This is a genomic window from Geobacillus sp. PLS 41, from assembly GCF_056494105.1.
In genome coordinates this window covers 3502748-3514210 of the sequence record NZ_CM151395.1, presented here as the reverse complement: position 1 = coordinate 3514210, position 11463 = coordinate 3502748, and the positions used below count along the sequence as shown (strand labels likewise).

Genomic DNA, 11463 nt, shown 5'->3' with positions numbered 1-11463 from the left:
AAGAAAAGCGCAGGCGAGCGGCTTCTTCCTGAGCACGGTTATCTAGTTTTGAGGGAATGAAAAAGTCTTGACAACAGGTCAACTTTCCTTATAATAAGACTTGTCCATTGTTGCCTAGTGGCTATGGCGGAGGGGAAACACCCGTTCCCATCCCGAACACGGAAGTTAAGCCCTCCAGCGCCGATGGTAGTTGGGGCCAGCGCCCCTGCAAGAGTAGGTCGCTGCTAGGCAATTTCGTGGAGGATTAGCTCAGCTGGGAGAGCACTTGCCTTACAAGCAAGGGGTCGGCGGTTCGATCCCGTCATCCTCCACCATCTTAATATAAAAGCTGACTTACTTTCTCATCATCGCGGGGTGGAGCAACGAGCCTTTGCTTCATCGAATTCGCTTCGAGTTGCCTCGACGCATCGAGCGTCTTTGAATCAGCTTGTAGAGGAAGAGGCAACGAACAACAACACTAAAAGCATTGTGAAAATCAACTTACTTTCTCATCATCGCGGGGTGGAGCAGTCCGGTAGCTCGTCGGGCTCATAACCCGAAGGTCGCAGGTTCAAATCCTGCCCCCGCAACCAAAATTGGTCCCGTAGTGTAGTGGTTAACATGCCTGCCTGTCACGCAGGAGATCGCGGGTTCGAGTCCCGTCGGGACCGCCATTGTTCCAAAATCACGAAAAATATGGTATGGCTCGGTAGCTCAGTCGGTAGAGCAAAGGACTGAAAATCCTTGTGTCGGCGGTTCGATTCCGTCCCGAGCCACCATTTTTATCATAGTTCCGAAAGAAGGTTCCCGCTTCATGCAAAGCTAAGTGGGAGTAGTTCACAGACATGTCAGATGTTCAAACCACCCCGGCTTAGTTCAATGGGTAGCGACGAACATTCGCATCGTCGAGTCTGTTGCGAGTTGCCTCGACGCACAAGGCTTCCTTGAATGAGCTTGAAGAGGAAGAGGCACAACCAGGCAGACAACATGAGTCACTAACTAATTTTAAATGTGCCGGCTTAGCTCAATTGGTAGAGCAACTGACTTGTAATCAGTAGGTTGCGGGTTCAAGTCCTGCAGCCGGCATTCTTATTCCTTAATAACCCCTTAAGCCATTAAGGCGGCAACCGCGAGCCATTAGCTCAGTAACGAGCGCTACATCTTCGAGTTCGCTTCGAGTTGTCCCGACGCATCTGACATCTTCGAATATGCTAGTAGAGGAAGGGACATCGTTGTCTCGGAGTGTTATTGAACCCATGAGCCATTAGCTCAGTAGGTAGAGCATCTGACTTTTAATCAGAGGGTCGGAGGTTCGAGTCCTCCATGGCTCATCGTCTTGCGGAAGTAGTTCAGCGGTAGAACACCACCTTGCCAAGGTGGGGGTCGCGGGTTCGAGCCCCGTCTTCCGCTCCACTTCCGCCGGGGTGGCGGAATTGGCAGACGCACAGGACTTAAAATCCTGGGGTAGGTAACTACCGTGCCGGTTCGAGTCCGGCCCTCGGCACTTGTGCGCTCGTAGCTCAATTGGATAGAGCATCTGACTACGGATCAGAAGGTTAGGGGTTCGAATCCTCTCGAGCGCGTTTTGTCGGGAAGTAGCTCAGCTTGGTAGAGCACACGGTTCGGGTCCGTGAGGTCGCAGGTTCAAATCCTGTCTTCCCGATTTATCATGGGGCCTTAGCTCAGCTGGGAGAGCGCCTGCTTTGCAAGCAGGAGGTCATCGGTTCGATCCCGATAGGCTCCACCTTTTGACTTAAATTTGGCGGTGTAGCTCAGCTGGCTAGAGCGTACGGTTCATACCCGTGAGGTCGGGGGTTCGATCCCCTCCACCGCCACCATTATCGGACCTTTAGCTCAGCTGGTTAGAGCAGACGGCTCATAACCGTCCGGTCGTAGGTTCGAGTCCTACAAGGTCCACCATTATTATTGTTGCTTTTTTGGAGGAGTACCCAAGTGGTTGAAGGGGTCGGTCTTGAAAACCGAGAGGCGCCGCAAGGCGCGCGGGGGTTCGAATCCCTCCTCCTCCGCCATGCACTTTAAAATCGTGCCGGCTTAGCTCAATTGGTAGAGACGAGCATTCGCATCGTCGAATCTGCTGCGAGTTGTCCCGACGCATCCCACTTCTTTGAATAAGCTTGCAGAGGAAGGGACACCGAGCATTTGACTTCCTCGAATTAGCTGGGAGAGGAAGAGGCACAACTAGGCAGACAACATGAGTCACTAGCTAATTTTAAATATGCCGGCTTAGCTCAATTGGTAGAGACGAGCATCGGCATCATCGAATTGGCTGCGAGTTGCCTCGACGCACTCAGCTTCCTCGAATCAGCTTGCAGAGGAAGAGGCACAACCAGGCAGACAACATGAGTCACTAGCTAATTTTGAATATGCCGGCTTAGCTCAATTGGTAGAGCAACTGACTTGTAATCAGTAGGTTGCGGGTTCAAGTCCTGCAGCCGGCACCAGAACGAGGCGACTATGGCGAAGTGGTTAACGCACCAGATTGTGGCTCTGGCATGCGTGGGTTCGATTCCCACTAGTCGCCCTTTTCATTATATTCTATATTTGCGGGTGTAGTTTAGTGGTAAAACCTCAGCCACGAGCATCTGCATCATCGAATCTGCTTCGAGTTGCCCCGACGCATCTGGCTTCTGTGAATCAGCTGGTAGAGGAAGGGGCATGGAAGCAGCGTGGCGGATGTTCAACTAAATGATATGCGGGTGTAGTTTAGTGGTAAAACCTCAGCCTTCCAAGCTGATGTCGTGGGTTCGATTCCCATCACCCGCTTTTTATGGGCCTATAGCTCAGCTGGTCAGAGCGCACGCCTGATAAGCGTGAGGTCGGTGGTTCAAGTCCACTTAGGCCCATTATTTTCCATTGAATATTTTTGGGTCATTCGCTATAATAATGGGCGAACAATGCCCCATCGTTCCACAGCAAAATCGGAGCGACGAGCTTCACATCTTCGAATTCGCTGCGAGTTGCCTCGACGCATCTCGCTTCCTTGAATTAGCTGGCAGAGGAAGAGGCAACGAGCACATTTGGAAGATGAGCATAACATATAGTTATTCATCATTCCGCAATAGCTCAGCGGTAGAGCAACCGGCTGTTAACCGGTAGGTCGTAGGTTCGAATCCTACTTGCGGAGCCATTTCTTTGGAGAAGTACCCAAGTGGCTGAAGGGGACGGTTTGCTAAACCGTTAGGTCGCAGTTTTGCGGCGCGCGGGTTCAAATCCCGCCTTCTCCGCCATAATGGCCCGTTGGTCAAGTGGTTAAGACACCGCCCTTTCACGGCGGTAACACGGGTTCGAATCCCGTACGGGTCACTGGTTGCTGGCACCAGAGATTCTGGTGCCCTTTTGTACAATTTCTTTTGTCGATTTTTGCGTTTTTTTCTTGCGATGCGTGTGGAAGTCTGTTATAATATCTCTCGTTAGCTTTAAAATTACGTTATGATTGTTGGGGACAACGCAGTGTTTCGTTTCGTTAAAGAACGAGGCATTGCGTTTTTTTCTTTATCACCCTAAACCGAGAAGACCCCCACTTCCACGCGTGAGCGTAGGTGGGAGAGAGTTCAAGTAGGGAGGGAGTCCCCCGTTTCCAACAGCAGGAAAGTGGGGGGAAGATCAAATGAACAATTGGGCGTCGGCTTCGCCGCCATGAATTTGCACAAACATCGTTTGGATGGCTTGAAGCTGGCGCTTGGCGGTTTCTTCTGGCGTTGATGGGAGAAAGTAAACGATTTGCAAAGCGTTTTTCGTTTCTCTCGTCACGGCGGTCCGCTCCGAATCGACGATCGGACTGCCAAACGGCCCTCGTTCATCTTTGCTGACGAGTTTGTTGGCAAAGTTGACTGTGCGGCCGTTTAACGCGATGTATTCATCTTGTTCCGTGCCGATCGTGAGCGTCACTGTCCCGTTGATGCGGTCTAGATCATAGATGCCGAGCGGAATTTTATAATAGAGTGAAAAAAAGTTGTTTATGTCCGCCGCTGAATGGATAGGCGGAATGAAGCTTTTTTTCTGGATGCGTCGGTACAGGCTTTCACTTGACGGTCGATAGCGGCTTGGGTCCGTTCCGATTTGTTTGAAAGTACGGCGCCATTCGACCATCTCAGGGATGTCGGCAATCGACTTTTCCTGCAGCTCGATGTAAAGAGATTCTTGAAACAGCTCAAGCCTCCCCCTTAACATTTGCGGTGAATCGCTGACCTCGATATGATGATAGCGGATGACGCCGAATTTACCAGAAGGAAGGCGTTGCTTTAGTTGTTCTGATATCACGCATTTCATCTTGATCACCTCGGATTTCATTTTACCATATATGACGAAAGGAGGGAAAACGATGGATGTTATGGCATTAAAGCAGGAAGTCATTGAGTACAGTCGGTCAATCGGCATTGATAAAATCGGATTTGCGAGCGCTGATCCGTTTGTTGAATTAAAGGAACGGCTGCGCCGCCAGCAGGAGCTCGGCTATCAGTCCGGTTTTGAGGAACCAGATATTGAGAAACGGACGAATCCTTCATTGCTTCTTCCGGAAGCAAAATCGATTATTGCCATTGCTCTTGCCTATCCGTCTAAAATGAAAAATGCGCCGCGGGGGACAAAGACGGAACGGCGCGGCGTTTTTTGCCGCGCTTCATGGGGAAAGGACTACCACGATGTGTTGCGGGAACGTTTGCAGCAGCTCGAGGAGTTTTTGCTGGCCAAAGTGCCCCATGCCCGCGTTCGCTCGATGGTGGATACCGGAGAGCTCGCTGATCGGGCGGTGGCGGAACGAGCAGGGATCGGTTGGAGCGGCAAGAACTGCTCTATTATTACACCGGAGTTTGGATCGTATGTGTATTTGGGAGAAATGATTACGAATATTCCATTTCCCCCTGATGAACCGGTTGAAAACCGATGCGGCACGTGCACGAAATGCATTGATGCCTGCCCGACCGGGGCGCTTGTGCAAGGGGGGCAACTGAACGCACAGCGGTGCCTTTCCTTTTTAACGCAAACGAAAGGCTTTTTAGCCGACGAGTTTCGGGAGAAAATCGGGAACCGGCTGTACGGCTGCGATACATGCCAGCAAGTCTGCCCGGAAAATAAGGGGAAAGACTTTCATTTGCATCCAGAATTCGAGCCGGATCCGGAAGCGGTAAAGCCGAAGCTCATCCCGCTGCTTCAGATGAGCAACCGTGAATTTAAAGAAACATTTGGGGCCATGGCGGGTTCATGGCGTGGGAAAAAGCCGATTCAGCGCAATGCCATTCTGGCGCTCGCCCATTACAAAGACCAAACCGCGGTGCCGCACTTACTGCGTTTGTTGAAAGAGGATAGCCGTCCCGTCATCCGCGGGACGGCGGCGTGGGCGCTCGGGAAAATCGGGGATCCAAGCGCTAAGCCTTACTTGGAGGCCGCGCGGCAAACGGAGGCGGATGCCGATGTGATCGCTGAGATTGAAAAAGGACTGAAACTGTTGGCTGAGGCAAAGGAATAGGGAAAAAAACGCAGCTTCCCCACATAAGGTAGTAACAAAAACGAAAGTGGTGGAAAGCAGCATGAAAAAACAGTTGCGCGCGTGGTTGGATGAGCGAGCCCGCTCGTTTGTGTCGGAAAGCAATATCCGAAGCGAAGAGGCGGCAAGAAAGCAACGGCTTTGCCAAAAGCGCGGTGCGGAGATCGTCCGTTGCACGATCCGGGGACAAATTGTCGGCAGGCAGACCATCGAGCGGGAAGCGAAAGTTATGTATATTGCCCACCATCAATTTTTAATTAAGCAAAGGGGTTCACTATATATAGAAGAACAGGTTGAGGAGCGATGCGCCTGTTTTGTTCGCGGTGAGCTTGTAACTGATGAACCGATCAACCGGTTGGGGAGGGATATGGAGGCGCCGCGCGTCGAACGAGAGCAATGGACGGGGGAGCGTCTTTCTTACCAGTATGACCGCGCCCGGGCGGTGCGGTATGCGGAAACGTGGTGGAATCGGCATAACCCGGTGTTTCCGTCGTTTCCGGTGGATTGCACGAATTTTGTCTCTCAATGCTTGTATGCAGGCGGGGCGCCGATGACGGGCTATCCGAACCGGGCGAGGGGATGGTGGTGTCAAAACGGAAGTTGGAGTTACAGCTGGGCTGTGGCCCATGCTTTTCGTTGGTATTTGAGCGGGTCGCGCATCGGCTTGCAGGCGGTGGAAGTGGCGGAGCCGGAGCAATTGATGGCAGGTGATGTCATCTGTTATGATTTTCAAGGGGACGGACGCTTCGACCACTCAACGATTGTGGTGGCGAAAGATCAGAACGGGATGCCGCTTGTGAACGCCCATACGACAAACAGCCGAATGCGCTATTGGTCGTATGAAGATTCAAGCGCCTATACGCCGAACATTCGCTATAAGTTTTTTCACATCATCGATCGCAAATAAACGTTGCTGAGGTGAAGGAAATGCCGCTTCATGTAGTGCTATACCAGCCAGAAATTCCAGCCAATACTGGAAACATCGCTCGTACGTGCGCAGCAACCGATACGTCGCTCCATTTGATCCGCCCGCTCGGTTTTTCTACGGATGATAAAATGTTAAAGCGCGCCGGGCTTGATTATTGGCCGTATGTCAATATTTCGTATTATGACTCGCTTGACGAACTATTCGCCCGCTTTCCGGAAGGGGAGTTTTATTTCATTACGAAATTCGGGCGCCGGTATTATGATTCGTTTGATTTCAGCGATACAGAAAAACATATTTTCTTTGTGTTCGGCCGTGAAACGACCGGACTGCCGAAGGAGCTGCTTGAGGCCAATATGGACCGTTGCCTTCGCATCCCGATGAATGACAAAGTGCGCTCGTTAAACTTGTCGAACACGGCGGCCATTTTAGTGTACGAAGCGTTGCGCCAACAACGGTTTTATGGGTTGTCATAAACAAAAAAACGACCTTCGCTCTGGAGGTCGTTTTTTTGGTCTTATTGTCTGACGCCTGGTTTGTCTTCATAGCCAGCGGTGAAAATGGCCGTCAAAAACGCAATGATAACCCCTAGCACAAGCAAAGTGCGCATCGTTTGTTCCTCCTTCATAATGAAAGTGGCAGGCGTTTCCCCTTTTATTATAGCGAATATGGCCAAGCATGTGAATGACCGCAGTTGGTTGTTAGGAGACAAAATTTTTTTTTGCGGCGAATGATACGGGACATCCTCGCATAAATTGTAATAATCTTGCTGTTAGACATCCAAGGGTGAGGAGGTCCTTTATGGATATTTTGCAAAAAATCGCCCGGTATCGGGAAGAAGAAGAAAAGTTGAAATGGGAAGGAACGTTTGCTGAGTATTTAAAGATTTTAAAAGAAAAGCCGTGGGTGGCCCAGTCGGCTCATTCGCGTGTTTATAATATGATCAAAGATGCTGGGGTCGAAGAGGTGAATGGGCGGAAACGATATAAGTTTTTCAGCCAGCACCTGTTCGGGCTTGAGGAGGCGCTTGAGCGGCTCGTTGAGGAATATTTCCACCCGGCGGCGAAGCGGCTTGATGTGCGGAAACGGATTTTGCTGCTGATGGGGCCAGTTGGCGGCGGGAAGTCGACGCTTGTGACTTTGCTAAAGCGTGGGCTTGAAGAGTATTCAAAAACAGAGCGCGGCGCGGTGTATGCCATTAAAGGGTGCCCGATGCATGAAGATCCGCTTCACCTCATTCCTCACCATTTGCGCGACGATTTTTACCGCGAATACGGCATTCGCATCGAAGGCGAGCTGTCGCCGCTCAATATGATGCGGCTTGAGAAAGAGTACGGCGGACGCATTGAAGACGTGCTAGTGGAGCGCATTTTCTTCTCGGAAAACCGCCGCGTCGGCATCGGGACGTTCAGTCCGTCTGATCCAAAATCGCAAGACATCGCCGATTTAACGGGAAGCATCGATTTTTCAACGATCGCGGAATACGGCTCCGAGTCCGACCCGCGCGCGTACCGGTTTGACGGCGAGCTGAACAAAGCCAACCGCGGGATTATGGAATTTCAAGAGATGTTAAAGTGCGATGAAAAATTTCTTTGGCATTTGCTGTCGCTGACGCAAGAAGGCAATTTCAAGGCTGGGCGGTTTGCTTTAATCAGCGCCGACGAATTGATTATCGCTCATACGAACGAAACGGAATATCGGTCGTTCATCGCCAACAAAAAGAACGAGGCGCTCCATTCGCGCATCATCGTCATGCCGATTCCATACAACTTGCGCGTCTCGGAAGAAGAGCGCATTTACGAAAAAATGATCCGCGAAAGCGATGTCGCCGACGTGCATATCGCTCCACATACGTTGCGGATTGCGGCCATGTTTACGATTTTGACGCGGTTGAAAGAATCGAAGCGGCCGGATGTGGATTTATTGAAGAAAATGCGCTTGTATGATGGCGAAATGATCGAAGGATTCAGCGAGGTCGATGTGGAGGAGCTGAAAAAGGAGCATCCGGACGAGGGGATGAGCGGCATCGACCCACGCTATGTCATCAACCGCATTTCTGCCTGCATCATTCGCAAAGGAGTGCCGTCGATCAATGCGCTTGACGTGCTTCGTTCGTTGAAAGAAGGGTTGGATCAGCATCCGTCGATCACGAAGGAAGACCGCGAGCGGTACTTGAACTTCATTTCGCTTGTGCGTAAAGAATATGACGAAATCGCCAAACAAGAAGTGCAAAAGGCGTTCGTCTATTCGTATGAAGAGTCGGCGAAAACGTTGATGGATAACTATTTGGACAACGTCGAGGCGTACTGCAACAAGACGAAACTGCGCGATCCGCTCACTGGCGAGGAAATGAATCCGGATGAAAAGCTGATGCGCTCGATCGAGGAACAAATCGGCATTTCCGAAAATGCGAAAAAAGCGTTTCGTGAAGAAATTTTAATCCGCATTTCCGCCTATGCGCGCAAAGGGCAGCGATTTGATTACAACTCGCATGAACGGCTGCGCGAGGCAATCCAGAAAAAACTGTTCGCTGATCTAAAAGATATTGTGAAAATTACAACGTCGACGAAAACACCGGATGAGCAGCAGTTGAAAAAAATTAACGAAGTCGTCGCCCGCCTCATTGATGAATACGGGTACAACTCCACGTCAGCCAACGAATTGCTCCGCTATGTCGGCAGCTTGTTGAACCGCTAGGCATGCCTCAAGCGCTGAGGCATGCTTTTTTTATCCTCCTCCTCTGTCTGACCGAGTTGCACAGGGAGGGTCGAGCAAAGACGACGCAGCGAGCTTCGCTAAAAGGAAGAGAACAAGAGGGCGCGAAGCTGATAATCGGGCTTGTCTACTTTTCTATTTTCCTCATTCATTGGTCAATTATTTTGAATTTTTGCATACGATAAAATAAACCAACTTGGCATAGTGATGGCCCGTTTTGATGACGCCAACATAAGTATATGCGGGAAAGCGAAAAGTGTGAAAATGATTTTTTCAAAGGAGGGGAAAACATGAAGGGGAATTTTGTTGTATCGAAGGAAGACTGGTCCCTCCACCGCAAAGGATATGATGATCAAAAGCGCCATCAAGAAAAAGTGAAGGAAGCGATCAAAAACAATTTGCCCGACTTAATTACGGAAGAAAGCATTATCATGTCCAACGGGCGCGATGTGATTAAAATTCCGATCCGCTCGCTCGATGAATACAAAATCCGCTACAATTATGAGAAAAACAAACACGTCGGCCAAGGAAATGGAGACAGCCAAGTCGGTGATGTGGTGGCCCGAGACGGAAGCGGGGAGGGGCAGGGGCCAGGAAAAGGCCAAGGTGCTGGCGATTTGCCGGGCCAAGATTATTACGAAGCTGAAGTGTCGCTGATGGAGATTGAGGAAGCGTTCTTTAGCCAATTGGAGCTGCCCAACTTGCAACGAAAAGAGCTGGATCAAAATGTAACCCAACATATCGAATTTAACGACATCCGCCGCACCGGGCTGATGGGGAATATCGATAAGAAGCGGACGATGCTCGCTGCCTTCAAGCGCAATGCCATGAACGGCAAACCAGGCTTTTATCCGATTTACCGTGAAGATTTGAAGTTTAAAACGTGGAACGAAGTCGTCAAACCAGAATCGAAGGCGGTCGTCTTGGCGATGATGGACACAAGCGGATCGATGGGCATGTGGGAAAAATATATGGCACGCAGCTTTTTCTTCTGGATGACCCGCTTTTTGCGCACGAAATACGAAACAGTGGACATCGCCTTTATCGCCCATCATACGGAAGCAAAAGTCGTCAGTGAGGAGGAGTTTTTCACGAAAGGGGAAAGCGGTGGAACGATTTGCTCATCAGCCTACCGCAAGGCGCTTGAACTCATTGAGACAAAATATCCACCGTCGCGCTACAACATTTATCCGTTCCACTTCTCGGACGGCGACAACCTGACATCGGACAATGCCCGCTGCGTGAAGCTTGTTCAGGAGCTGATGAAAGTATCGAACATGTTTGGGTATGGGGAAGTCAACCAGTACAATCGCCATTCCACGCTCATGTCGGCGTATCGCAATATTAAGGATGAAAAGTTCCGCTACTATATTTTGAAGCAAAAATCGGATGTGTTCCACGCGATGAAAACATTTTTCCGCAAAGAAGAGAGCAAGCAGCTTGTTTGATCCTCTTGTTGGCTGGAAGGGGGATTTCTTTTTTTTGGAAGCGGGGAAGAGCGGTTTCCTTCCCCGTTGGATACGTTATTGCTTTTGTAATGTAGCAACCATGGCGAGCACGGCGCCAAGCACGTCTTCGCTGCTTGGAGCGTGTACGGTCAATAGCATCGGCGTCGGTTGGGCGCTGGCGATGACATGAACCGTGACGCCGTCTGTTTGGGCGGTGTACCAAACCGCATCAGTGAACGGCTTAGGCAACCCGTCCGTTTGTTGGCGGGCGGCGTTGGCGTCGACTGCTTGGGCATGTTCTTTCGCTAGTTGTTCATAGTTTGTTTCACCCGGAGAAAGCAAGCGGATGCGGGCGAATGCGTCGCCATGAAGCAGGACATCGGCACTCGGTTCTTCGGCGTCAAGCGTCCACCCTTCCAAAACATAGAGGGAAAAATGTTGATTGTCGCTCGTTTGCAGCGTCGCTGTTTCGGTGATGGTTTGGTTTCCTGTCCGATAGGACAAAGAAGTCGTTGGCTGCGAAGAGGCAGGTTGCTCTTCGTCAGCGGGCGGCTGCCCGGAGGTTTCTTCCTTTGCGGCTGCTTGTCTACTCGCCGCCGCATCCGATTGGCCGGAAGAAGCTTGCTTTTCGTTTGGCGGCTGCACATTGGCGGACGTTTCTCTTGAGGCGGCTGGCTGTTGTTCTTTCGTTGCTTTTGTTGCTGACTCCTGCGCTTTCATTCCGCAGCCAACCAGCAAGGCGGAGGCGACAGCGAGAGAGAACAACAGTTTCCAGTATCGAGTCATGTTCATTCCTCCTTACGTTCCATATACTCCCCATTATACCAATTGAAACGGTGGAAACAAACAGAATGGTTTCCCTATTTTTTCTGCTTGTTTGTTTTTGCACGTTG

The 11463-nt window shown here is 50.7% G+C and carries 7 protein-coding genes, 21 tRNA genes and 1 rRNA gene; 27 read left to right on the top strand and 2 right to left on the bottom strand.

The window, feature by feature from the left end:
- Nucleotides 1–113 precede the first annotated feature (113 nt).
- The 22 genes from rrf (at nucleotide 114) to ACVX3G_RS17545 (ending at nucleotide 3303) form a co-directional block, all read left to right on the top strand.
- A 5S ribosomal RNA gene (rrf, locus tag ACVX3G_RS17650) occupies nucleotides 114–230 on the top strand.
- A gap of 8 nt (nucleotides 231–238) precedes the next feature.
- Nucleotides 239–314 (top strand) — tRNA-Val (locus ACVX3G_RS17645).
- Nucleotides 315–495: 181 nt separating this feature from the next.
- A tRNA-Met gene (locus tag ACVX3G_RS17640) sits at nucleotides 496–572 on the top strand.
- 5 nt (nucleotides 573–577) lie between these two features.
- Nucleotides 578–653: transfer RNA gene (locus tag ACVX3G_RS17635), tRNA-Asp, on the top strand.
- A 29-nt stretch (nucleotides 654–682) separates the two neighbouring features.
- Nucleotides 683–758: transfer RNA gene (locus ACVX3G_RS17630), tRNA-Phe, on the top strand.
- A 234-nt stretch (nucleotides 759–992) separates the two neighbouring features.
- Nucleotides 993–1065: transfer RNA gene (locus ACVX3G_RS17625), tRNA-Thr, on the top strand.
- 172 nt (nucleotides 1066–1237) lie between these two features.
- A tRNA-Lys gene (locus ACVX3G_RS17620) sits at nucleotides 1238–1310 on the top strand.
- 7 nt (nucleotides 1311–1317) lie between these two features.
- Nucleotides 1318–1392: transfer RNA gene (locus ACVX3G_RS17615), tRNA-Gly, on the top strand.
- 5 nt (nucleotides 1393–1397) lie between these two features.
- Nucleotides 1398–1483, top strand: a tRNA-Leu gene (locus ACVX3G_RS17610).
- A 5-nt stretch (nucleotides 1484–1488) separates the two neighbouring features.
- A tRNA-Arg gene (locus ACVX3G_RS17605) sits at nucleotides 1489–1562 on the top strand.
- Between the two features lie 6 nt (nucleotides 1563–1568).
- Nucleotides 1569–1642, top strand: a tRNA-Pro gene (locus ACVX3G_RS17600).
- Nucleotides 1643–1650: 8 nt separating this feature from the next.
- Nucleotides 1651–1723, top strand: a tRNA-Ala gene (locus ACVX3G_RS17595).
- A 17-nt stretch (nucleotides 1724–1740) separates the two neighbouring features.
- A tRNA-Met gene (locus tag ACVX3G_RS17590) sits at nucleotides 1741–1817 on the top strand.
- A 5-nt stretch (nucleotides 1818–1822) separates the two neighbouring features.
- Nucleotides 1823–1899, top strand: a tRNA-Ile gene (locus ACVX3G_RS17585).
- A gap of 19 nt (nucleotides 1900–1918) precedes the next feature.
- A tRNA-Ser gene (locus tag ACVX3G_RS17580) sits at nucleotides 1919–2009 on the top strand.
- A gap of 356 nt (nucleotides 2010–2365) precedes the next feature.
- Nucleotides 2366–2441 (top strand) — tRNA-Thr (locus ACVX3G_RS17575).
- 7 nt (nucleotides 2442–2448) lie between these two features.
- Nucleotides 2449–2521 (top strand) — tRNA-His (locus ACVX3G_RS17570).
- Between the two features lie 171 nt (nucleotides 2522–2692).
- A tRNA-Gly gene (locus ACVX3G_RS17565) sits at nucleotides 2693–2763 on the top strand.
- Between the two features lie 6 nt (nucleotides 2764–2769).
- Nucleotides 2770–2843, top strand: a tRNA-Ile gene (locus tag ACVX3G_RS17560).
- A gap of 209 nt (nucleotides 2844–3052) precedes the next feature.
- Nucleotides 3053–3127: transfer RNA gene (locus tag ACVX3G_RS17555), tRNA-Asn, on the top strand.
- Nucleotides 3128–3134: 7 nt separating this feature from the next.
- A tRNA-Ser gene (locus tag ACVX3G_RS17550) sits at nucleotides 3135–3227 on the top strand.
- A 4-nt stretch (nucleotides 3228–3231) separates the two neighbouring features.
- Nucleotides 3232–3303, top strand: a tRNA-Glu gene (locus ACVX3G_RS17545).
- 300 nt (nucleotides 3304–3603) lie between these two features.
- Here ACVX3G_RS17545 and ACVX3G_RS17540 read toward each other — a convergent pair.
- Nucleotides 3604–4269 (bottom strand): B3/B4 domain-containing protein, encoded by a 666-nt coding sequence (locus ACVX3G_RS17540; RefSeq protein WP_011229985.1) that lies wholly within the window; start codon nucleotides 4267–4269, stop codon nucleotides 3604–3606.
- 52 nt (nucleotides 4270–4321) lie between these two features.
- On the opposite strand from ACVX3G_RS17540, the gene queG reads away from it, so the two are divergent.
- From queG to yhbH, 5 genes are all read left to right on the top strand, one after another.
- Nucleotides 4322–5464 (top strand): tRNA epoxyqueuosine(34) reductase QueG, encoded by a 1143-nt coding sequence (gene queG, locus ACVX3G_RS17535; RefSeq protein WP_011229986.1) that lies wholly within the window; start codon nucleotides 4322–4324, stop codon nucleotides 5462–5464.
- Between the two features lie 61 nt (nucleotides 5465–5525).
- A complete protein-coding gene (locus tag ACVX3G_RS17530) occupies nucleotides 5526–6389 on the top strand; it encodes an amidase domain-containing protein (RefSeq protein ID WP_011229987.1) in 864 nt (287 codons plus the stop codon).
- A gap of 20 nt (nucleotides 6390–6409) precedes the next feature.
- Nucleotides 6410–6883 (top strand): tRNA (uridine(34)/cytosine(34)/5-carboxymethylaminomethyluridine(34)-2'-O)-methyltransferase TrmL, encoded by a 474-nt coding sequence (gene trmL / locus ACVX3G_RS17525; RefSeq protein ID WP_011229988.1) that lies wholly within the window; start codon nucleotides 6410–6412, stop codon nucleotides 6881–6883.
- Between the two features lie 325 nt (nucleotides 6884–7208).
- Complete coding sequence (locus ACVX3G_RS17520) at nucleotides 7209–9104, top strand: PrkA family serine protein kinase (protein WP_011229990.1); 1896 nt, start codon at nucleotides 7209–7211, stop codon at nucleotides 9102–9104.
- A 308-nt stretch (nucleotides 9105–9412) separates the two neighbouring features.
- A complete protein-coding gene (yhbH, locus tag ACVX3G_RS17515) occupies nucleotides 9413–10570 on the top strand; it encodes a sporulation protein YhbH (RefSeq protein WP_025039066.1) in 1158 nt (385 codons plus the stop codon).
- Nucleotides 10571–10645: 75 nt separating this feature from the next.
- Here the strand turns inward: yhbH and ACVX3G_RS17510 are convergent, their stop codons facing one another.
- Nucleotides 10646–11356 (bottom strand): hypothetical protein, encoded by a 711-nt coding sequence (locus tag ACVX3G_RS17510; RefSeq protein ID WP_033012744.1) that lies wholly within the window; start codon nucleotides 11354–11356, stop codon nucleotides 10646–10648.
- Nucleotides 11357–11463 lie beyond the last annotated feature (107 nt).

Bases quoted from the DNA above. Each gene is read 5' to 3' on its own strand.
- trmL (WP_011229988.1), top strand. From the start codon at position 6,410: ATGCCGCTTCATGTAGTGCTATACCAGCCAGAAATTCCAGCCAATACT.
- ACVX3G_RS17540 (WP_011229985.1), bottom strand. From the start codon at position 4,269: ATGAAATGCGTGATATCAGAACAACTAAAGCAACGCCTTCCTTCTGGT.
- ACVX3G_RS17530 (WP_011229987.1), top strand. From the start codon at position 5,526: ATGAAAAAACAGTTGCGCGCGTGGTTGGATGAGCGAGCCCGCTCGTTT.
- queG (WP_011229986.1), top strand. From the start codon at position 4,322: ATGGATGTTATGGCATTAAAGCAGGAAGTCATTGAGTACAGTCGGTCA.
- ACVX3G_RS17520 (WP_011229990.1), top strand. From the start codon at position 7,209: ATGGATATTTTGCAAAAAATCGCCCGGTATCGGGAAGAAGAAGAAAAG.
- yhbH (WP_025039066.1), top strand. From the start codon at position 9,413: ATGAAGGGGAATTTTGTTGTATCGAAGGAAGACTGGTCCCTCCACCGC.
- ACVX3G_RS17510 (WP_033012744.1), bottom strand. From the start codon at position 11,356: ATGACTCGATACTGGAAACTGTTGTTCTCTCTCGCTGTCGCCTCCGCC.